We start from the raw sequence: 21,481 nt of genomic DNA on the forward strand, positions 1-21,481 counted from the left end.
TCTCCCTTCCGGGTCCCGATCGGGCATTGCACGCCCGGTCGATTACCCCGGAGCGGTGCCGGCGAATCGGTCCGCGGCGGATCGGCGGTGGGCGGCGGCGCTCGCGGCCGCGGCTACCGCGAGGGCGGCGACGCCCATGGCCACGCCGATCCAGATCGGGGCGGTGAGGCCGAGGTCGGCGTCGATGGCGAGGCCGCCGAACCAGGCGGAGAGGGCGATGCCGACGTTGAAGGCGGAGGCGTTGACGGAGGAGGCGAGCGACGGGGCGCCTTCGGCGGCGTCCAGGACGCGGGTCTGGAGGACCGGGACCATGGCGAAGCCGGCGGCGCCGATCACGAAGACCATGACGGCGGCCGGGACCGGCGAGTGCGCGGCGAAGGCGAACACGATCAGGGCGGCCGTCGCCGCGGTGATGGTGCCGTAGAGGGCGGGCATGACCGCGCGGTCGGCGAGGCGTCCGCCGAGCAGGTTGCCGGCGGTGAGGCCCACGCCGAACAGGAGCATCAGCCAAGGGACCGCGGAGGTCGCGAACCCGGCGACCTCGGTCAGGATCGGCTCCAGGAACGTGATCGCGGCGTAGGCCGCGCCCCAGCCGAGCATGGTGATCGTCAGGACCAGCCACACCTGCGGGCGCCGGAAGACGGCGAGTTCGCCGCGGAGCCCTTCGCCGGCGTCGTTCGGGCGGGCCGGCACGAACAGCAGGATCGCGGCCAGCGCGAGCGCGCCGATGACGACGATCGCCCAGAACGTGGAGCGCCAGCCGAACCGCTGGCCTACGGCGGTGCCGAAGGGCACGCCGACGACGGTGGCGAGGGTCAGGCCGGTCATCATGAGCGCGATGGCGCGTGAGCGCTTCTCGGGGGCGACGAGGCTCGCGGCCATGATCGGGCCGATGCCCATGAAGGTGCCGTGGCAGAGGGCGGAGACGATGCGGCCGGCCATGAGGACGCCGTAGGTGGTGGCGAAGGCGGCGAGGACGTTGCCGGCGACGAAGAGGGCCATGAGGAGGACCAGCATGGTCTTGCGCGGGAGGTTCGCGCCGACGGCGGTCATGATCGGGGCGCCGATCGCGACGGAGGCGGCGTAGCCGGTGACGAGGAGCCCGGCGGTGGAGACGGAGACGCGGAGGTCGTCGCCGAGCGGGCCGAGGAGGCCGACGACGACGAATTCGGTGAGGCCGATGCCGAAGGCGCCCAGGGCGAGTGCGCCGATGGCGAGGGCGCGGCGCCGTCGGGTTCCGCCGGCGGCCGGGGCCCGGTCGGGGGCGGTGGTGGTCGGCAACGGGGGTCCTCTCGGCGTGGTTTCCGCTGGACGGGTCTCCGGGGGCGAGACGAGGTGCCCCCGGAGCGTCCGCGGCCAAGTATCCCCGGGGGCCGCGGAGTTTGTCCAGTGGTTTTTCCAACCATTTCAGAAACTGGCCGGCCGGTCGGTCTGCGGCCGGCGGGATGCGACCTTCGTCGTACGTGCGGTGCCGCTTTGGTCGGGAGCCGTTGGGGCGCATTTCATCCGGGCGATCGAGGCGGTGCGGGGCCGGGTCGGCGACGCTGGAGTCCGCCGCGAGAAAGGGACGCCCGTGACCGCAGCCCGCCGTCGTACGCTCATCACCGGGACACTTGGAGGGATCGCCATCAGCACTGCAGCAATGGACGCCGCGGCCGCCGAGCCGCCGCGGCAGATCGGGTTCGACGCGGACGGGTGCGAGCCCGACCTGGACGTCGACTGGCACGCCGGCTGGCCGTCGGCGAAGCACGACCCGGCGCCGGAGATCCAGTCGCACGCCGCCGACGAGCACACGGTCGTCATGCGGCAGAACAAGTCGGTGAACTTCGAGGCGCCGTTCATGTTCCTGCTGTTCGGGAACGAGCGGGCGCTGCTGATCGACACCGGAGCGACGCCCGAGCCCGAGTACTTCCCGCTGCGGCGCACGGTGGACGAGCACGTCGACGCGTGGCTCTCGCGCCACCCGCGCCGCAAGTACCGGCTCCTCGTGGCGCACACGCATGGGCACGGCGACCACAAGGCCGCGGACGCCCAGTTCGCCGACCGGCCGCGCACGACCGTGGTCGGTCCGGGCCTGGAGGACGTGGTGGCGCACTACGGGTTCGACGACTGGCCCGCCACGCCCCGCGAGATCGACCTGGGCGGCCGGGTGGTGGACGTGATCCCCGGGCCGGGCCACCACCCGTCGGCGACGGTCTTCTACGACCGGTGGACGCGGCTGCTGCTGACCGGCGACACCGTCTATCCGGGGCGGCTGTACGTCCAGGACTGGGACGCGTTCGAGTCCACTGTGGACAGACTGGCGGCCTGGTGCGAGTCGCATCCGGTGTCGCACGTCGTCGGCTGCCATGTGGAGATGTCGGTCCAGCCGGGCGTCTCGTACCCGCGCGGATGGACGTACCAGCCGGACGAGGCGGCACTGCCGATGACGGTGGAGCAGCTTCAGGAGCTGCAGCAGGCGGTGAAGACGATCGGCGGCGCGCCCGGGATCCACACGTTCGACGCGTTCGAGATCTGGTACCAGGTCGGCTGATCCGGGGCAGGCCGACGGCGGCGGAGCGGATCGCGGCTCCGAAGCCTCCGAGGCGGTGGACCGGAGGTCTTAGGACCAGCGGTGCAGGCCGAACCGGGACGCGCGACCGAGGGCGCGCGCCGTTCCCGTTCGTAGCCTTGGGTTTCGCCGAACCGGTCCCGGTTCGGGCGGATCCGAGGAGGAGACATGACGATCCTGGTCACGGGTGCGGCGGGCAATGTGGGCCGCCACCTGGTGGAGCAGCTTGCCGCGGCGGGGCACCCGGTCCGGGCGCTCACGCGGGACCCCGCGAAGGCGCGGTTCCCTGAAGTCGTCGAGGCGGTGGAGGGCGACTTCGCCGACACCGCGAGCCTGGAGCGGGCGCTGGACGGGGCCACGGGGCTGCACCTCATGACCGCGTTCGGCCCGAAGAACGAGACGGTCCCGCACAGCGCGCAGCTCGCGTCCGCCGCGCTCGAGGCCGGGGTCAAGCGGGTGACGCTGCTGTGGAACGGGTACCGGGGACCGGTCGAAGAGGCGTTCGCGGCGCTGAACCCGACCGAGCTGCAGCCCGGCGAGTTCATGTCGAACGCGCTCACGTGGGCCGAGGAGATCAAGGCCGAGGGCGTGGTCCGCGAAGCGTTCGGCCACATCGGACACGCGCCGGTCCACGAGGGCGACATCGCGGCCGTCGCGGCGGTCGCGCTCACTACGGACGACCTGGCGGGGCAGCGGCTCCCGCTCACCGGGCCGGAGGTGCTGAACCTGCCGGACCAGATCGGCGCCATCAACGACGCCACCGGCCGCGACGTGCGGTTCGAGGCGCTCAACGAGGACGAGGGCCGGCTGCGCATGCAGGCCCTGGGCTACGACGAGCCGACCATCGACTATGTGCTCGGCTGGCGGGCCGACCCGCCGGCGTGGACGCAGCGCCCCTCCGACACGGTCGAGCGCGTGACCGGAAGGCCCGCGAGGACCTTCGCCGAATGGGCCCGCGAACACGCCGACGCCTTCCGCTGAACCGAGTGCGAGGACCATGCCGCGGGGTCCGACGATGCGCGGACGCGGCCCTCGACCTTTCGGGATGCGGCCGCGCGTCACCCGCGGGACGCCGCGGCGTCGCACCAGGCCCCGGTGCCCAGGATCTGCACCGGGGTCCCGGAACCCGGTCCCCGCCTGCGCTGTCGCCGCGGGCGGCGCGGCGATCGCAGTGCGGCCCGCGGGACACCCGGCCCGCGGGCCGCACTCCCCCCGTCGGTGTGAAGAGCGGTTCCGGTCGAAGCGACCGTCAGAGGTGCTTGACCGCCAGGGCGATCGACTCGGCGATCGGCGTGGTGGGACGGCCGATGAGGCGGGACAGGTCGCCGGTCCGGACGGCGAGCAGGCCGCGCGAGACGGCCTCGTCGACGCCGACGAACACCGCCGGAAGCGGGTCGGGAAGGCCGGCGCCCTCGAGGATGCCGCGGTGGACCTCCGGAGTCACGCGGTTGAGCGGGAACTCCTTGCCGAGCACCCGGGAGACCTCCGCCGCGTACTCCTCGAACGACCATGCGACGTCGCCGCTGAGCTCGTACTCGGCGTTCTCGGGCCCCTCGCCGACGAGCACCGCGACCGCGGCGGCGGCGAAGTCGGCGCGCGAGGCCGACGCGACCCGGGCGCCCTCGGCGGCGCTGGTCAGCAGGCCGCCGGTGGCGAGGGCCTGACCGATGCCGTCGGTGTAGTTCTCGTGGTACCAGCCGTTGCGCAGCAGCACGTACGGCAGACCGGAGTCGAGAATGTACCGCTCGGTGACCTGGTGCTCGCGGGCCAGCTCGAAGTCGGCGGCCGGCCCGCCGAGGATGCTGGTGTACGCCAGGAGCGCGACGCCGGCCCCCTTCGCCGCGTCGACGACGGCCTTGTGCTGCGGGATGCGCTGGCCGACTTCGCTGCCGGAGACGAGGAGGACCTTGTCGCCTTCGCCGAACGCGCCGGTCAGCGAGCCCGGGTCGTCGTAGTCGCCCACGCGGACCTGGACGCCCTGCTCGCCGAAGCGGGCGGCCTTGCGCGGGTCGCGGACGAGGACGGCGATCTCCTCGGCGGGGACCCGGTCGAGGAGGCCCTCGACCACGAGGGTGCCGAGCTTGCCGGTGGCTCCGGTCACAACGATCATCTGTGCTCCTTCAGGTTGTCGGTCCGACGATCATTGCACTTTCAAAATGAAAGTGCAATCGTTTGGAAAGTACTATCACAGAGGTAACATGGAGCGATGGCCACCCGTTCTTCCGACCACGTCCTCAGCGAGTTCCAGGTGCTCGCCGACGGCTGCCCGTCGCGCCCGGTCCTCGACCACGTGACCGGGCGCTGGGGGACGCTCATCATGCTGTCGCTGCACGACGGGCCGAGGCGCTTCAGCGAGGTCCGCCGCGCGGTCGGGGGCATCAACGACAAGGCCCTGTCGCAGGGCCTGCGGCAGCTCGAACGCGACGGCCTGGTCACCCGGCACGCCTCCGACGGCTTCCCCTCCCGCGTCGAGTACCGGCTCACCGAGGTCGGCGCCGGCATGGAGGCGCGGCTGCGCGAGATGGTCCGCTACCTCTACGAGCAGATGCCGACCGTCCTCCAGGCCCAGGCCGGATACGACGCCGAGCACGCCGCGGCGTCCTGACACCTCGCTCGAACTGACCGAATCCGCAGGTCGGCGGCGCCCCGGCACTTAGACTCAGGTCATGCCCACGCGGACCTCGTTCCTGAGAGGACTGCGGCCAGGGCCCGTACTGCCGCTGTGGGTCCGGCTGCTGCCGCTGGGCGCCCTGTTCATCGCCGCCTCGGTCCAGCTCTTCGGGGCCGACCGGCTCAAAGCCGGCATCGCCCTGGCGGTCGTCCCCGTCCTCGCCGCGATCGTGCTCGGCCCCGTCTGGACGGCCGTCATCGCCGCGCTCGCACTCGCGGTCGTCGTCTCCCCGTACCCGGTCGCCCAGCGGTTCGACTCCGGCGACACCGCGGTGGTCGGCATCGTCTTCCTCACCGCCGTGGGCATCTCGTGGTTCCGCCGGCGGTTCGAGGCCGGTCTGGTGACCGTCCTCAGCGTCTCGGACACCGCGCAGCGGGCGATCCTCCCCGACCTGCCCGAACGCGTCGACGGACTCGCGTGCGCCGGCTTCTACCACTCGGCGCAGCAAGGGGCGAGCATCGGCGGCGACCTCTACGACCTGCGGCCGAGCCCGTTCGGGACCCGGCTCATCCTCGGCGACGTCCAGGGGCACGGCCTCCCGGTGGTCGGGGCGGCCGGGATGCTCCTCTCGGTCTTCCAGGAGGCGATCCTCGACGAGGAGGAGCTCGGCGGGATCGCCTGGCGGCTCGAGCGCCGCCTCGTCGACGACGCCGACCACGGCCACATCCCCGAGGTCTTCGCCTCGGTCCTGCTCGCCGAGTTCTCCGAGGAGTGCGACGAGGTGCGGCTGCTCTCGTGCGGGCACCCGCCGCCGCTGCTGCTGCGCGGGGAGGGGGTCGAGGAGGTCGACCTGAAGCCGGCGCCGGTGCTCGGCCTGCGGCTGTCGGCGTCCTCGCGGTCGGGCAAGGCGCTCGCGCTGCCGTTCGGCGTCGACGAGACCCTGCTCGCGTTCTCCGACGGCCTGGTCGAGGCCCGCGACGACGAGGGGAACTACTACCCGCTCGCCGAGCACCTCGACGGCCTCGTGCCGCCCTCGCCGCGGCGGCTCGTCGAGTTCGTGTGGGAGGACGCGACGCGCTGGGCGACGCGGATGGACGACGACGTGTCGATCCTGGCGGTGACCCGGGTGTCCGGTGGCGCGGCGGGAGCGGTCCCGCGGACGAGTTTTTCAATCCGTTAGACGAAGGGTGTTTACAAGCGTTCGATTCTGTGTGAACATCCAGATGATTCGATTGAAGCCCCCTGAAGGAGACAACGATGTCGTCCCCCCGTCCCCTGCGTGCGCTCCCTTTGCGCCGCAACGGCTCCAGACGCGGCCGCACCGCGGCCGCCGCGACCGGGCTCGCCGCGGTCGTCCTCACCGCGTCCGCCCTGCCCGCGCTGTACGGCGGCGCCAGCGCCGAGGAGACCGCCGCGAGCGCGGTCACCGTCACGCTCGACCCGTCGTACCAGCACGCGGAGTTCGAGGGCTGGGGCACGAGCCTGGTCTGGTTCGCGAACGCCACCGGCGGCTACCCGGACGAGATCCGGAACGAGCTCGCCGAGATGGTCTTCGGCGACGAGGGCCTGAACCTGAACATCGCGCGGTACAACATCGGCGGCGGCAACGCCCCGAACATCGACAACGAGTACCTGCGCGGCGGCGCCTCGGCCGTCCCCGGCTGGTGGGCCGCCCCCGAGGGCACCACCCACGAGGACAAGGACTGGTGGGACCCCGAGAACCCCGAGCACTGGAACTGGGACGCGGACGCGAACCAGCGGTGGTGGATCGACCGGGTCAAGGACGACGTCACCCACTGGGAGGCGTTCTCGAACTCGCCGCCGTACTTCCAGACCGTCTCCGGTTACGTCTCGGGCGGATTCGACGCGAGCCAGGACCAGATCCGCGCCGACTCGGTGGACGAGTTCGCGGTCTACCTGACCGAGGTCATGGAGCACGTCGAGGCCGAGCACGGCATCGAGTTCGACACCGTCGACCCGCTGAACGAGCCGAACACGAACTACTGGGGCACCCAGCTCGGGCCGGACGGCGTGCAGCCCACCGGCGGCCGACAGGAGGGCGCGCACGCCGGGCCCGAGCTCCAGCAGCTCGTCATCAACGCGCTCGCCGAGCAGCTCTCGGAGTCCGAGCTCGACACCGTGATCGCGGCGATGGACGAGACCAACCCGGGCACGTTCGTGCGCAACTGGAACGCGTACACCGAGGAGTCGCGGGCGAACGTCGATCAGATGAACGTCCACACCTACGGCACCGGGCAGCGCACCAGCGCGCGCGACCTCGCCAAGGGCGGCGACAAGCCGCTGTGGATGAGCGAGGTCGGCGGCGCGTGGACGCCGGGCCAGGACTACACGTCCATGGAGAACGGCCTCGGCATCGCCACCCGCATCACCGACGACCTGCGCGAGCTGGAGCCGTCCGCGTGGGTGCTGTGGCAGCCGATCGAGGACAAGAACGAGGGCCACAGCTGGGGCGAGATCCAGATCCCGTTCGACTGCACCGCCGAGGACACCCTTGAGACCTGCGAGATCGAGACGAACACCAAGTACGACACGATCCGCAACTTCACGCATTACATCGAGCCCGGCGACCACGTGATCGGCACCGACGACACCGCGACCGTGGCCGCGGTCAAGGACTCCGAGGACGCGGCGGTCGCCGTGTACACCAACAACGCCGAGGGCGCGGTCGCCGTGACCCTCGACCTGTCGAAGTTCGGCTCCGTCGACTCCGGCGCGACCGTGACCCCGGTGGTCACCAGCGCCGACGGCGCGCTCGTCGAAGGCGAGCCGGTGGTCGTCGACGGCGGCTCCGCCACCCTCACCGTCCCCGGCAAGTCGGTGACGACGTTCCTGATCGACGGCGTCTCGGGCGTCGCCGAGGACGCCGCCATGGTGCAGGACGGCCACGTGTACCGCTTCGACGGCGTGCAGAGCGGCAAGTCGATCGCCCCGTCCGCCGACGGCACCGGCATCGTCCTCCAGACCGACGACGCCTCGAGCGCCGCGCAGCTGTGGGAGATCGACCAGCTCACCGACGGCGTCTCCAACCGCGAGCAGTACCAGATCGTCAACGCCGGCACGGGGACCCGCCTGGCGGTCGCCGACGGCCTGGCGGTGCTCGAATCCGCTGAGGGCGAGCCCTCGGACGCGGCGAAGTGGTACCTGTCGACCACCGGGGACGGCACCTACGTGCCCGTCAACGTCGGCGCCGGCGTGGTGCTCGACGTCTGGGGCGAGGCGACCGCCGACGGCTCCCCCGTCCAGACGTACACGCCCACGTCGGCGAGCAACCAGCGCTGGACCGTGGTCGACGAGACCGTGCTGAGCGCGGCGCAGATCGAGACCTACACGGTCCCCGGATACGTGCCCGACCTGCCGGCGACGGTCGCGGGCGTCTACCGCGACGGGACGCGCGGCGCGCTGCCGGTCGAGTGGACGATGCCCGACGAGTCGGTGTGGGACAAGACGAGGACCGTGAACGTCAAGGGCGTGGCGACCGACCCGCTCGGGAACACGTTCAAGACCAAGGCGAAGGTCAGCGTCGACACGTTCGCCGAGACCGCGCCGGCCTCGGCGAAGACGTACCCGGGCTTCACTCCCGAGCTGCCCGGGACGGTGGTCGCGCTGGGCTCGCGGGGCACTGAGGCGTCGGTGCCGGTGGAGTGGGAGGAGCCGCCGGCCGGCGCGTTCGACGACTACGGGACCGTGACGCTCGAGGGCACCGCGACGCTCATCGACGGCACCGAACTGCCCGCGACCGTGGAGATCGAGGTGACGGATCCGATCGAGGTCAACGTGGCGACCGGCGACGGGGTGACCACGTCGGCGACCTTCACCGAGCCGGGCTACTCGACCGAGGGGCTGCGCAACGGGGTCCTCACCGACAAGGCCTGGTCGAACTGGAAGTCCGGCGCGTTCAACACGGCGGACACGATCACCGTGACGCTCCCGCAGGAGCGGGACGTGACCCGGGTCGTCTCCTACTTCTGGAGCGACGGCGGCCGGCCCAGTTACGCCGACACCCTCCAGGTGCAGTACCTGGACTCGGAGGGGAACTGGCAGAATGCTGGCGACCCGGTGGACGTGCCGCCGGACACGAGCGCCGCACCGGTCGTCGACGTCGAGGTGAACGCGAAGACGTCGGCGGTGCGGGTGGCGATGACCGCCGACAGCGGTGACATCGCCGGATGGATCATCCTGAGCGAGATCGAGGTCTACGCGAAGGCTCCGGCCGCCTAGGCGTGTTCGGGAATTGAGGAAGCCTCCGGTTGAATCTGTTGTGCTGCAACTGATTTGACCGGAGGCTTTGTCGAGCGCAAGTGCACGCAGGGCCTTGACCGACGACCAATGGGAGCAGCTGCGCCGCGTCTGGTGGCGCAGACACCACATCAAGGAGACCATTCCCGAACCGGCCGACCAGATCGCGGGCCGCAACGGGCGCGGGCCGCCGGCGGCAGGCCACCCGCGTTCGACTGGCTCCGCGACTCACCGAACACGGTTTAGTCGATGCACGCTCTTCGCGCCTGCGCGATTCCGGTCAAGCATGAAGCGTCTCGTTCTCCGGCGGCTTTCGTCGGTTATTGACTCACCCTCCGCTCCCCGGTCCGGCCGGGACAATGGAGTCCGGTGTCGGCTCGGTGGCGTGTTGCCGGTTCGCACGGGTTGCGGTCAGGGCGGAGGCGACGAAGGGGGCGGGAGTCGGTACGGGCTCGGTGGCGTGCTACCGGTTCGCGCGGCCTGAGGTCAGAGCGGCGGCGGCGACAGCCGGTGCATGGCGCAGGCTCGGGGGCGTGCTGCGGGTGCATTCGGGTCGGGGTCAGAGCGGCAGCGACGAGGGGGTGTCGGCTGGGCGAGTGTTCGAGGCTCGGGCGGGGGCCGGTTGCGCTCGTGCCGGACGGCTCGGATCGGCAAAGCCGGTACCAAACGGGGCGAGTTGAGGTCCGGTGACGGTTTCCTTGGGGCGCTTGGCGACTGGTGCTCGAATGTGAGTGTTCTGTGCGCGTGTGGGTGATGACGGTGTCGCACAGGGGTGCGATAATTGGGGTACGCACAGGGACAGGGAGTTCGGTGCAGGTGCAGGGCGGTGCAAGCAGACTGAGACAAGCCTCTGGCCGGCCGGTAGACCACACTGACTTCGAGGCAGGGCCCCCCGACGCAAGCGGTCGGATCCGGGTCGATCTCATCCCTCACTGCGATCGGGACCCGCAGCAGTCAACCGGCCCCACCCCATGGAGGGGGTGGGGAGGTGATCGGGCGGGGGATCGACCGGTCGGGATCACCCCGCCGGCGGCAGTGCTCCAACGAGGCACAAGACCGGCAAGGCCATGGGAGACGACGAGACTTGCAAGCACGACAGGATGACTCGGTGCTGCGGCCTGCGCGATAGCGCCCGGCCGGGGCATGAGCGAGTACCAGCCGATGTCGCTGCTGCCTTCACAACTCAACAGGGGATGCACCAAGAAGCGCCACCGCAGGGGTGCGCACTGGATGGAGGCGCGCAGAGTGGATGCGCGCTGGATGGAAGCGAGCAGGGCCGCGCCGGGTCTGGCACGAGGGGCCAGGGGAAGCGGTGAGTGCCGCGCGAGCGCGCACTCAAACCGCAGCCGGGAAAGCCGTGCGTGCCGGAGCGATTGGGATCGAGCACGATCGGATCAGGGCTGCGCGAAGTCAGCGGCGCTCGGAGTGTTCGTGGTTCGCCAGGGTCGCATCGGTGTCGGGCTCGCCGCACGCGAGCGGGAAGACCCAGACGACGCGAGCACAGTGGCGGAGTGGGGAATGATGGTGAGTGTGCGGGCCTGCCGTGAGGCGTTGATCGCTGCACGAGAGCGGGCAGGCCCGGCGGTGCGAGCACAGTGACGGAGTCCGGGGCGAGGGCGCGAGCCTGCCGTGAGTACTGGAAGCGCCCCGGCATGGCGTGAAGCGGTGCCGAGCAGAGCAGCGCCAGGCAGCCAAGGCCGAGCATGCACTGCCGAGCCCGGTCACTCCAGGCCAGGCCATGCGGGGCCGTGGCGCACCGCGGGGACCGTTCCAGCGACGGACCGAACTCGATTCGCAGGCGACGGCGTGCCCGGGCGAAGCGGACCCGGCCACGGCGACGCGCCTTCGATGCGTGCGGCTCGACCCGTCATCGGCGCCTGTCCGGACCTGGCACGGATCGCGACCCGGCCCCCGGAGCGCGCCCGCAACCGCGCGCTCCCCGGTTCGTCGCTGCCTGATCGAACACCGGCCCGACCAGACCCGGGCGCGACCGGGCTCCGGTTCGCAGCGCTTCGATGGGGTTCGACGCCGGACGAAGCGAACCCGGCCACGGCAACACGCCTCCGACACATGCGCCCCGTCATCGGTGCCGTTGCGGACCTGGCACGGATCGCGACCCGAGCCCCGGAGGGCACCCGCAACCATGCACTCACCCGGTCGTCGCTGCCTGATCGAACACCGGCCCCGCCGCGACCAGGGCGCGACCGCGATCCGGTTCGCAGGCCATTGATGGGGTTCGACGCTGGGCGGAGCAGACCCGGCCACGGCAACCCGCCTTCGATGCGTGCGGCTCAACCCGTCATCGGTGCCTCCGGACCTGGCACGGATCGCGACCCGACCCCCGGCGTGCACCCGCAACCACATACGCACCCGGTCGTCGCTGCCTGATCGAACACCGGCCTCCGACAAGTCGATGGTGTGGCCGGGCGCCGGTTCGCAGGCCATACTCTGGGCCGCTCACGCGGCAGCTGGTCGACCAAGCCGCCTGGCTACACGGCCACCAGGTCAGGGCCACCGTTCCCGAACCGGCCGGCCAGATCGCAGGCCGCGAAGATCGCAGTGCCCAAGGCGGCAGGCCACCGGCATTCGACGCCGACCGCTACCGGGCCGATCCTCGATCGAGCGCACGATCGCCCACCCCGAACAGCACCGCGCCGCCGCGACCCGATATGGCAAACCCGCCGTCGGCTACCTCGCCGCCGTCCGCGTCACCATCATCAGCAACTGACTCCAAGACATCGCAAACGCTGGTCGCGTTCGAGCATCCCGGGCGACCGGGAGGCGGGGCCCTCACCGCGGTCGGCGGTGGGGCCCGTGGCGTTCCGGATCATCGGTCGGCGTCCGGTGGGGGCGGAGGTCCGACGCGGACGCTCTGTCACCCCTCCGGTCGCCCGGTCAGGAGCCGACGACGTCGGAGAGCGCGGTGAGCTCGTCGATCTCGTCCGGCGTGAGCTCCAGTTCGGCCGAGGCCAGGAGCGGGGCGAGCTGGTCGAGTGCGCGGGCGCCGGCGATCGGCGCGGTGACGCCCGGGCGGCTGCGCGCCCATGCGAGGGCGACGGAGGCGGTCGCGACACCGCGGTCCTGCGCGATCCGGTCGAGCCGTTCGACGATCGCGAGCCCGGACGGGTTCAGGTGCTTGGCGGCCGCGCCGCCGCGGACGCTCTGCTCGAGGTCGGACTCGGTGCGGTACTTGCCGGTGAGGAAGCCGCTGGCCAGCACGTGGTACGGGAAGACGCTGAGGTCCTCGGCGACGGCGATGTCGCGCAGGCCGGCCTCGAAGGAGGCGCGGCTGACGAGGCTGTACTTGGGCTGCAGCGCGACCGGGCGGGCCGCGCCGGTGGCCTCGGTGATGTCGAGCCATTCGCGCAGGCGCTCGGGGCTGTAGTTGGAGACGGCGATGTGGCGGACCTTGCCTTCGGTGACGAGGGCGTCGAAGGCGGCGACGGTCTCCTCGAGCGGGGTGTCGGCGTCGTCGAAGTGGGCGTAGTAGACGTCGATGGCGTCGGTGCGGAGCCGTTGGAGCGAGGCTTCGGCGGCGGCCTTGACGTTCGCGGCCGAGAGGCCCTTGTACTCGGGGTGCTGGGAGACCTTGGTGGCGATGAGGAGCCGGTCGCGGTGCTTCGCGAGCCAGGTGCCGATGACGGTCTCGGATTCGCCGCCGGTGTTGCCGGGCGCCCAGGCCGAGTAGGAGTCGGCGGTGTCGACCAGGGTGCCGCCGGCGTCGGCGAACGCGTCGAGGATCCGGTGGGCCTCGGCTTCCCCGGTGGTCCATCCGAACGTGTTGGTGCCCAGGATGAGGGGGTAGATCTCGATGCCGGTCCTGCCGAGCTTGGCCATGTGGAACCTCCGTGGTCGTTCTCCCGGGGCGCGCGGTGGCGCGCCGCCTGGTCCGGCGCAGCCGGGCCGATTTCCGAAGCAATCCTTTCACACACCCCGGGAGACCGCACCTGAATGCGGACGGCCGTTCGATCCGCCTGCGGCGGCGGCTAGTTCGGCTGGGCGGTCGGCATGATCGTCAGGCGCTCGAAGTTGACGCGGGCCGGGAGCGCGGCGAGGTAGGCGACCGCTTCGGCGACGTCGGCGGGTTCGAGGACGTCCATGGTCGCCCGGGCCTCGGTGATCCACGCGCTGGCGTCGGGCTCGGTGACGTGGTCGGCGAGCTCGGTCCGGACGATGCCCGGCTCGATGACGGCGACGCGCACGCCCTGCGCGCCGAGTTCGATGCGCAGGTTGCGGGAGTAGTGGGTGACGAACGCCTTGGTGCCGCAGTAGACCTCGAAGGTGGGGAAGAGGTTCTGGGCGCCGATCGAGGAGGTGTTGACCAGGTCGGCGACGCCGCGTTCGGCCGCGGCCTTGCGCAGTTGCGGGACGAACGCGGCGACGGCGTTGAGGAAGCCGCCGATGTTCAGGTCGACCTGCCGGCGCCACAGGTCGGCGCGGACGTCCTCGATCTTCGCCGGGAGCATGACGCCGGCGTTGTTGAACAGGAGGTCGGCGGTGCCGAGCTCGGCTTCGACGCGGGCGGCGGCGGCCGTGACGGCGTCGGCGTCGGTGACGTCGACCGGGAGCGCGAGGGCGGTGCCGCCGCGCTGCTCGATCCGCTCGACGAGTGCGGCGAGGCGGTCGGCCCGGCGGGCGGTGACGGCGACCTTCGCGCCGCGCTCCGCGAGGAGTTCGGCGGCGGCCTCGCCGAGGCCGCTGGAGGCCCCGGTGACGACGGCGACGCGTCCGGCGAGCGGCATCTGGTTCACAGTGGACATGGTGTTCCTTCGGTGTCGTTGCTGTTCAAGGCGGTCGATCCGCCCCTTGTTCGAGTACAGCACCGAATCGGGCCCGCGAACGGGCCGAGAAGCCCCCTCTCGCGACTGGTACCGGCAGTACCAGTCAGGCGCCGCCGGAGCCTGCGGGGCCGGGGCAGAATTGGGGCATGGACCAGCGCGCCGAGATCTCCGACTTCCTGCGGAGCCGCCGCGCCCGCGTGAACCCGCGGGACGCGGGCATCGACGACGACGGCCGGGTGCGGCGGGTGCCGGGCCTGCGCCGCGACGAGGTCGCGCGGCTGGCGAACATGAGCGTCGAGTACTACACGCGGCTCGAACAGGGCAGGGCCGGGAACCCGTCGCCGGAGGTCCTGGAGGCGCTCGCCACGGCGCTGCGGCTGGACCCGTCCGAGCGGGCCCACCTGGTGGACCTCGCGGGCCGCCGGACCCCGCGGCGGCGCGGACCGCTCGCCGCGCAGCGGGTCCGGCCCGGCCTGCTGCTGACGCTCCAGAGCCTGGAATCGGTGCCCGCGTTCATCATCGGCAGGCGCATGGACGTGCTCGCGTCGAACCGGCTGGCGAAGGCGGTCATCGCCGACTTCGACGCGATGCCGGCGAAGCGCCGGAACATGGCGCGGTGGTATCTGCTCGACCCGGAGGCGCGCGAGCGGGTCGTGGACTGGGAGACCGCCGCGCGGGACACGGTGGCGGTGCTGCGCTTCGACGCGGGACGGCATCCCGACGACCGGCAGCTCGCCGACCTCGTGGGCGAGCTGACCCTCGGCTGCCCGGAGTTCAGCGGCTGGTGGAACGACCACCAGGTGCTGCGGCGCACCCACGGCACGAAGACGTACCGGCATCCGGTCGCGGGCGAGATCGAGTTCGCGTACGAGTCGTTCGAGCCGCCGGACGACCCCGACCAGGGGCTGTGCGTCTACAACGTCCAACCCGATTCGCCGAGCGCCGAGGCGCTCCGGCTCCTCGACGCCTGGACCGCCCCCGCCGCCCCGCGCCACTGAACCGATGCCGCCCAATGGATCGCGAGCGCTCCAGGGGCACACCGCGCTCGGCCCGCCGAACACCCCGAGGACGCCCGCGCCGCTTCGCGAGCGCCCTCGCGGCGGCTCGGCGCGGTGGTCCCCCGCGGCGGGGCCGCCGGCCGCGGTGCGCCGCTGCGGCCGGGCGAACGCTCGACGCGGGAGTGATGAACCACCACCTGCGCCGGAATTGCCCGCACTGGTTATGATTCACCGCCATGACGTACATCTTCGATGTCATCACCTGGGGCCGTGACGGGAACACGCTCGACGGGCGGTTGACGAGCCTCATCGGCAGGGACGCCCGGTTCTACCGGGGCCCGGAGTTCGGGCTCCAGCTGCTCATGGACGCGTGGTTCCAGGGCTTCGGGGCCGTGGACATCGATGCGGGCACCGCCAAGGAGTTCGAGGAGTGCTTCGAGCTGTTCCTCGGCAAGCGCGTGTGGATCGACGCCAAGGGCTACGTCCTCGACGAGTACACCAAGGAACCGGTCGAGCCGAAGGTCAACGCGTACAAGGCGTACGAGGGCCAGCTCGACGGCACCGCGGGCGCCTGGGGCAAGTACACGATCCTCACGACCAAGCCGCGCGGCGACGAGTTCCTCAAGCGCACCGAGGCGATCATCGCCTCGTTCACCATCGAGCCCGAGGACTACGGCGAGCACGCCGACTTCACCATCGAAGTGACCGACCCGAGGTACTTGGCGCACATGGGAAAGCACGCGAGCTTCGAGACGGCGTTCACCGGGCGCCTGCCGGGGTAGCGCGGCGGGCGGGCGCCGCCCGGGACCGCACCCGCCGGTAGCATCCCGGCATGGACTCCTGGGAATGGGACGAGACGCTCTTCGCCGGCACGGCGGTGCACTACGGCACCGGTCGGATGCCGTACCCGCAGGGCGTCGCCGACGCCGTGCGCGACGCGCTCGGCCTCGACGGCACCGGCCGCCTCCTCGACGTCGGCTGCGGGCCCGGATCGCTGACCGTCCTGCTCGCGCCCCTGTTCGCCGAGGCCGTCGGCGTCGACGCCGACCCCGGCATGATCGCCGAAGCGAAGCTCAAGGCGCCCGGCATCCACTGGCACTGCATGCGCGCCGAGCAGCTCCCCGCAGGGCTCGGGACCTTCCGGGTCGCCTCGTTCGCGCAGTCCTTCCACTGGATGGACCAGGACCTCGTCGCCGAGCGGGTCCGCGGGATGCTCTGCCCCGAAGGCGCCTGGGTCCACATCGGCGCCACCACCCACCGCGGCGCCGACACCGGCGAGCCCCTGCCGCTCCCGGCCCCGCCGTGGGACGCGATCGACGCGCTCGTGACCCGCTACCTGGGCCCGGTCCGCCGCGCCGGGCAGGGGCGGTTCCCCCAGTTCACCAAGCGGTTCGAGGAGGACGTCATGCCCCGCGCGGGCTATACGGGGCCGGAGCGGATCGTCGTCCGGGAGGGGCGCATCGCCGAGCGCGGCGAAGACGAGATCGTCGCGGCCGTGCTCTCGCTCTCCAGCTCGGCCCCGCACCACTTCGGCGACCGCCTCCCCGCGTTCGAGGCCGACCTCCGGGCCCTCCTGCGCGACGCCGCGCCGGACGGCCGGTTCGCCGAGCGCGTCCACGACGTCGAAGTCGTCATCTGGCGGCCGTGACGCCCGCCCGGGCCCCGGCTCGCGAGCGCGTCCGCAGGCGCCGCAGCCAGGGTGCGGTCTGCACGACGCCCCACGAGACCTCGACGACGAGGAAGCCCCACAGCAGGTCCGGTCCCCCGTGGGCGAGCGCGTTCGCCATCCAGGCGGAGAACAGGACGCGCGCGGCGGCGTCGAAGAGGCCGTGGACGCGTTCGGGCCGCAGCAGGCGCAGCAGCGACCAGACCACGACGACCGAGCCCATCAGGTTGGCGTAGAGGACCTGCATGAGGTCGAGTTCGGGGAAGGCCCCGAGGCCGAGCGCGCCGCTCAGGCCGTTGAGGGCGGCGTGGACGAGCGCGAACGTCCAGGGCGTGGCGAACCCGGCGGTCACCACCAGGTCGTAGGCGGCGCTGGCGCGCACCACGGTGAGGTATGAGTATCGCTGCGGCGCAATGGTTGCGGTGATCGTTGCCGACATGTCGGCCTCCATTCGTTCGACCGGGCTACCGTAAACGCTGGAGTGCACTCCAATGTCAAGTCGAGCGAGGAGGGTCCGTGCGGATCGGGGAGCTGTCGGAGCGGACGGGGCTGAGCCGGGACGCGATCCGGTTCTACGAGCGGATCGGGCTGGTCGAGTCGCGCCGGTCCCCGAACGGGTACCGGGAGTTCGGGGAGGAGGTCCTGCCGTGGCTGGACTATGTGCGGACGGCGCAGCGGCTGGGGTTCTCGCTCGCGGAGATCGCCCGGCACGGCGCCGAGCTGCGCGAGGCCCCGGATTCGGCGGCGGCCCTGTCGGCGCTGTTCGCGGAGCGGATCGCGGCGGTCGACGCGAAGTTGGCGGAGCTGTCGGCGCTCCGCGCGGAGCTCGCCGCGCGGGCCGGCACGGGCTGCCCGCTGGAGCCCGACCGGGTCAGCTCTCGACCGTGAGGACGGTCTTGCCGCGGGACTTGCCGGCCTTGAGGCGGGCGAGGGCGTCGGCGGCCTCTTCGAGCGGGGCCTCGTAGTCGATGCGGAGCCGGAGCTGTCCCCTCTGGACGGCGTCGGCGAGCGACGCGAGCGTCGCGGGCCGGGCGTTCGCGTAGAGGTTCGAGCCGCGCAGGCCGCGGGCGGCGAAGCGCTCGCGGTCGACCGCGCCGTTCGCGGAGACGATGGCGCCGTTCGGTTTCAGGAGCGAGGCGATCTCGTCGATCTGCTCGGGCGTCGACACGAGGTCGATCACGGCGTCGATGCCGTCGGGGTGGGCGGCGCGGACCTGCTCGGCGGTCGGGCCGGCGGTGAAGTCGACGATCTCGACGGCGCCCAGTTCGCGGAGCAGGTCGCCCGTGTCCGGGTCGGCCGTGGCGATGACGCGGATGCCCTGGCCGGCGGCGAGCTGCACCGTCGCCTGGCCGACCCCGCCGGACGCGCCGTTGACGAGCAGGCACTGGCCCGGCCCGGCGCCGGTGCCCTCCACGAAGTCGTGGGCGGCGGCGCCCGCGGTGGGAAGGGCCGCGGCGGTCGGGAAGTCGAGCTTCTCCGGGATCCGGGCGAGCTTGGCGGCCTTGACGACCGCGTACTCGGCGTAGGATCCGCGGCCGCGCTCGACGTCCATGAACTGGCCGAAGACGCGCTCGCCGGGTTCGAAGCGGGGATCGGTGAGCTCGGGTTCGCCGGAGGCGACCACGATGCCGGAGCCGTCGGAGCCGAGGACGAGCGGGAACTCGTGGTGCACCGAATCGCGCATCGCGCCCTCGATGACCTTCCAGTCGAAGGGGTTGACGCCCGCGGCCGCGATCTTGACCAGGACCTCGCCCGGTCCGGGCTCGGGGACGGGGAGGTCGGCGAGGCTGGGCTCGGTGTGGAAATCGGTGATGACGACAGCGCGCATGGGGTCCCCTTCATCCCGTCGGGCGCCCGGCTGCGCCCGGCCTGAATCTACACCGGTTTGCGTACCCCGATGCGGCGGTTCGAAAGCCGCAAAGCGCGTATTGCCGTCCCGAACCCCACCCGCCCGGGGAGAGGGCAGGGCCCAGCGTCCCTCCCGGGTCCGACGAGAACCGGGGCGCCGCGGCGCGATGTCACCCGAAAGTGCGCCCGGCACAAGGGGATCGACATACCTCAATCGGGGCGTTTCGGCAGCGCACAGGCGCCTTGTACGCTTCATCGTGGACACGGCACCCCTCCGCCGGGCCTTGTGCGCGAACGCGTCCACTGCTGCCCGACCGACCCCTCCGGAGGAGGCCCCATGCGTGCTTGGAAGGACCGCCGCGTGCTGCGAGGGCGGATCCACGGACGTCTGCTCCTGGTCCTCATCGCCGTCGCGGTCCTCGTCTCGGCCGTCGCCGTGTGGCAGTTCGGGTCGCTCCGCGACGACCACGACCCCGACCTCGCCGAAGCCGAGATCCCCGAAGGCCCCCGGTTCACCGGCGCGGCCGAGAGCCCCACCCCGAGCCCCTCGCCGTCGCCGCCGGAGACCCCCGAGTCCTCCGCCGCGCCCACCAGCGCCGCGCCGACCACCGAGGCCGAGGCCCCGCCGACGACCGAGGCGGCCGCGGCCGGGCCGCAGTGCACGGCCACGCTGACGCTCGACGACGAGTGGTCGAGCTCGATCTCGGTGACCGTCGAGGTCGCCAACACCGGGACCGATCCGATCGACGGCTGGGAGGTCCTGCTGGACCTCGCGAACCTCGACGTGACCGCCACGTGGGGGCTCGACCACGTCGAGGGCGACCGCTACGGCGACATCCTGTTCAACGCCGCGCTCGACCCCGGGTCCAGCACCGCCCCGAGCTTCCAGGCCGACATCGAAGGCGACTGGGAGCTGCCCGCGACCGTCCCGTGCACGCCGGCCGAATAGGGCCGGCCCTGTGGATCAGCGCGGGGCGGTAGCCGAGACCGTTCGTTCGCTCCTTCAGGCGCCGGTGTCGAGGCCCGTCGACGGGGCGAGCGGGAGAACGGGCCGGGCGACCGTTCCGATGCGCGGGCCCTGAGCGCCCGCCTAGGCGGCGATGCGGGTCTCGGGCTTGTGGAGGACCGGGAAGTTCACCGACCTCGCGATGAAGCACGCCTGGTTCGCGTCGTGGTGGAGTTCGGCGGCCCGCTCGGCCTTCTCCGGGTCCGTGACGGTCACGACCGGCGAGAGGACGACCTCGGTGAAGCGCCCGCTGTTGCCCGCCTCCTCGGTCATGGTGCCGGTCGCGGCGTCCTCGTAGGCGGTCACGACGATCCGCTCGCGCGCGCACAGCGCCAGGTACGTGAGCATGTGGCACTCCGAGAGCGAGGCGAGCAGCAGCTCCTCGGGGTTCCAGCGCTCCTTCTGGCCGAGGAACGCCGGGTCGGCGCTGCCCTTGATGAGCGGCTTGCCGGGGGCGGTGATGTCGTGGTCGCGCCCGTAGTCGAAGTACTTGGCGGTGCCGTTACCGGTGTTGCCGGTCCAGTTCACGGTGACTTCGTAGTGGTGCTCGCGGCCGCTCATGGCGGGCTCCTTCCGTTCGGCTCGCCCGAATCGTAACCGGCGGCGGTGCGCCCGGTCAGGAGCCGGGCAGCAGGACCGTCTCGTGCTCGGGCAGCTTGTCCCACCAGTGCCGGTGGCGGCGGTAGACGTCGGGTTCGCGGTCGGCGAGCAGCGCGGTGAGGCCCTTGGCCTCGGCGGCGAGGGCCTCCCAGACGTCGTCGGGCAGCGGGTGGAACGCGGTCGCCTCGATGCCGTCCTCGACCGTCCGCCAGACGCCCGCGGCGTGCCCGTCGACCAGGAGCATCGGGAGGACGTCGCCGTTGCCTCGGATCAGGGTGGTCCGGTACTCGGGCGGGACGGTGCGGCTCCGGTCGTGGAAGGCGAGGAACACGTTGTCCCACATGGCCATCAGTCGCGGCGGGGCGGGGACGTCCTCGTCGGGGAGGGACGCGCCGGGCAGGTCGTAGAGGACTTCGCCGTTCGGGCCCTGGTGGACCTCGAGGTCGAGTGCGGCGACGGCCTGCTTGACCCGGGCGCGCTGGACCATCGCGAACTGGGCGGTGTCGGCGACGCTCACCGGGCCGAAGCCCTCGATGTGGCGCAGGACCAGGGTCGCGAGCGCGGCGTCGGCGGCGTCCTGGTCGCGCAGGACCGGGCGATCCGGCAGGGCGGCGTACGAGACCGGTTCGGCGAAGCCCCACGGGCCGCCGTTCGGGGCGCGCAGGACCGGCGCGTACTGGCGGATGCCGGGCCAGACGTGCTTGGCGGTCTCGGGGTCGAGGCGCTCGGCGAGCCAGGCCTCGCATTCGCGGGCGGTGCGGGTCTCGCCGTTCGCGAACAGGGCCTCGAACAGCTCCTCGGCGAGCGCGAACGCCTCGGGGCCGGTGATGCCGGACTTCGCGATGCGGCCGCCGAGCTTGGCGGCGTACAGGGACGGCTCGGTGGCCTCGCGGAACGTCCGGTACTCGTCGGCGGCGACCGTGTGGAGGGTCATGCGGACGGGGTTGCCGCGCAGGACCCGCCGCTCGGCGTAGGCGGCGTCGAGGTCGGCGGGGTCGAATCCGGCGACGCGGTTCCACAGCCCGATGTACGGCGAGACCGGCGTCTGGGACTGGACGGCGACGGCGCCGCGGACCGCGGCGACGACGTCGGTGCCGGCGCGGTGCAGGAGGGACTGGCGGTCGAGGGTCGCGCGGTTGAGCCGCCGGGCGGTGAGCTGCATG

The 21,481-nt window shown here is 72.0% G+C and carries 18 protein-coding genes; 10 read left to right on the plus strand and 8 right to left on the minus strand.

Going from position 1 to position 21,481, the window contains the following annotated elements; translation table 11 throughout:
* Positions 1-42: 42 nt before the first annotated feature.
* Entirely contained in the window at positions 43-1,281 is a 1,239-nt protein-coding gene (locus GFD30_RS10440) for an MFS transporter (RefSeq protein ID WP_153025134.1), read from the minus strand.
* Positions 1,282-1,573: 292 nt separating this feature from the next.
* Between GFD30_RS10440 and GFD30_RS10445 the strand changes: the two genes are divergently transcribed.
* A complete protein-coding gene (locus GFD30_RS10445) occupies positions 1,574-2,533 on the plus strand; it encodes an MBL fold metallo-hydrolase (protein ID WP_322633138.1) in 960 nt (319 codons plus the stop codon).
* Between the two features lie 186 nt (positions 2,534-2,719).
* Positions 2,720-3,532, plus strand: a complete 813-nt coding sequence (locus GFD30_RS10450; protein WP_153025135.1) for an SDR family oxidoreductase — start codon at positions 2,720-2,722, stop codon at positions 3,530-3,532.
* A gap of 268 nt (positions 3,533-3,800) precedes the next feature.
* Here GFD30_RS10450 and GFD30_RS10455 read toward each other — a convergent pair whose 3' ends face one another.
* Positions 3,801-4,661 (minus strand): NAD(P)H-binding protein, encoded by an 861-nt coding sequence (locus tag GFD30_RS10455; protein WP_153025136.1) that lies wholly within the window; start codon positions 4,659-4,661, stop codon positions 3,801-3,803.
* Positions 4,662-4,757: 96 nt separating this feature from the next.
* Here GFD30_RS10455 and GFD30_RS10460 point away from each other — a divergent pair, with 96 nt between their 5' ends.
* The 3 genes from GFD30_RS10460 (at position 4,758) to GFD30_RS10470 (ending at position 9,401) form a co-directional block, all read left to right on the plus strand.
* Positions 4,758-5,156, plus strand: a complete 399-nt coding sequence (locus GFD30_RS10460) for a winged helix-turn-helix transcriptional regulator (protein ID WP_153025137.1) — start codon at positions 4,758-4,760, stop codon at positions 5,154-5,156.
* 61 nt (positions 5,157-5,217) lie between these two features.
* Positions 5,218-6,342: a PP2C family protein-serine/threonine phosphatase gene (locus GFD30_RS10465; RefSeq protein WP_153025138.1), complete on the plus strand. Its 1,125-nt coding sequence runs from the start codon at positions 5,218-5,220 to the stop codon at positions 6,340-6,342.
* A 77-nt stretch (positions 6,343-6,419) separates the two neighbouring features.
* Complete coding sequence (locus GFD30_RS10470; RefSeq protein WP_153025139.1) at positions 6,420-9,401, plus strand: RICIN domain-containing protein; 2,982 nt, start codon at positions 6,420-6,422, stop codon at positions 9,399-9,401.
* A 2,913-nt stretch (positions 9,402-12,314) separates the two neighbouring features.
* Here GFD30_RS10470 and GFD30_RS10475 read toward each other — a convergent pair.
* Together GFD30_RS10475 and GFD30_RS10480 are read right to left on the minus strand one after the other, a co-directional pair.
* Positions 12,315-13,256: an aldo/keto reductase gene (locus GFD30_RS10475; RefSeq protein ID WP_153025140.1), complete on the minus strand. Its 942-nt coding sequence runs from the start codon at positions 13,254-13,256 to the stop codon at positions 12,315-12,317.
* 149 nt (positions 13,257-13,405) lie between these two features.
* On the minus strand, positions 13,406-14,179 hold the full coding sequence (locus GFD30_RS10480) for an SDR family oxidoreductase (RefSeq protein WP_153025141.1): 774 nt from the start codon (positions 14,177-14,179) through the stop codon (positions 13,406-13,408).
* 167 nt (positions 14,180-14,346) lie between these two features.
* Between GFD30_RS10480 and GFD30_RS10485 the strand changes: the two genes are divergently transcribed.
* The 3 genes from GFD30_RS10485 to GFD30_RS10495 all read left to right on the plus strand — a co-directional run bounded on the left by GFD30_RS10485 (position 14,347) and on the right by GFD30_RS10495 (position 16,846).
* Complete coding sequence (locus tag GFD30_RS10485; protein ID WP_153025142.1) at positions 14,347-15,198, plus strand: helix-turn-helix transcriptional regulator; 852 nt, start codon at positions 14,347-14,349, stop codon at positions 15,196-15,198.
* Positions 15,199-15,434: 236 nt separating this feature from the next.
* Positions 15,435-15,980, plus strand: a complete 546-nt coding sequence (locus GFD30_RS10490; RefSeq protein ID WP_153025143.1) for a hypothetical protein — start codon at positions 15,435-15,437, stop codon at positions 15,978-15,980.
* A gap of 50 nt (positions 15,981-16,030) precedes the next feature.
* Positions 16,031-16,846 (plus strand): class I SAM-dependent methyltransferase, encoded by an 816-nt coding sequence (locus tag GFD30_RS10495; protein ID WP_153025144.1) that lies wholly within the window; start codon positions 16,031-16,033, stop codon positions 16,844-16,846.
* Here GFD30_RS10495 and GFD30_RS10500 read toward each other — a convergent pair.
* Positions 16,830-17,303, minus strand: a complete 474-nt coding sequence (locus GFD30_RS10500) for a hypothetical protein (RefSeq protein ID WP_153025145.1) — start codon at positions 17,301-17,303, stop codon at positions 16,830-16,832. The two genes, GFD30_RS10495 and GFD30_RS10500, sit on opposite strands and share 17 nt — an antisense overlap.
* A gap of 77 nt (positions 17,304-17,380) precedes the next feature.
* Between GFD30_RS10500 and GFD30_RS10505 the strand changes: the two genes are divergently transcribed.
* Entirely contained in the window at positions 17,381-17,752 is a 372-nt protein-coding gene (locus tag GFD30_RS10505) for a MerR family transcriptional regulator (RefSeq protein WP_322633139.1), read from the plus strand.
* On the opposite strand, the gene GFD30_RS10510 is transcribed toward GFD30_RS10505, so the two are convergent.
* Positions 17,736-18,692, minus strand: coding sequence for an NADP-dependent oxidoreductase (locus GFD30_RS10510; protein WP_153025147.1), 957 nt, complete (start codon positions 18,690-18,692; stop codon positions 17,736-17,738). The two genes, GFD30_RS10505 and GFD30_RS10510, sit on opposite strands and share 17 nt — an antisense overlap.
* Positions 18,693-19,049: 357 nt before the next feature.
* Between GFD30_RS10510 and GFD30_RS10515 the strand changes: the two genes are divergently transcribed.
* Positions 19,050-19,661: a cellulose binding domain-containing protein gene (locus tag GFD30_RS10515; protein WP_153025148.1), complete on the plus strand. Its 612-nt coding sequence runs from the start codon at positions 19,050-19,052 to the stop codon at positions 19,659-19,661.
* A gap of 141 nt (positions 19,662-19,802) precedes the next feature.
* Here the strand turns inward: GFD30_RS10515 and GFD30_RS10520 are convergent, their stop codons facing one another.
* Complete coding sequence (locus GFD30_RS10520; RefSeq protein WP_153025149.1) at positions 19,803-20,279, minus strand: OsmC family protein; 477 nt, start codon at positions 20,277-20,279, stop codon at positions 19,803-19,805.
* A gap of 55 nt (positions 20,280-20,334) precedes the next feature.
* Positions 20,335-21,480: a winged helix DNA-binding domain-containing protein gene (locus tag GFD30_RS10525; protein ID WP_153025150.1), complete on the minus strand. Its 1,146-nt coding sequence runs from the start codon at positions 21,478-21,480 to the stop codon at positions 20,335-20,337.
* Position 21,481 lies beyond the last annotated feature (1 nt).

It is taken from the genome of Glycomyces albidus (assembly GCF_009451885.1).
Classification (GTDB): Bacteria; Actinomycetota; Actinomycetes; order Mycobacteriales; family Micromonosporaceae; genus Glycomyces; species Glycomyces albidus.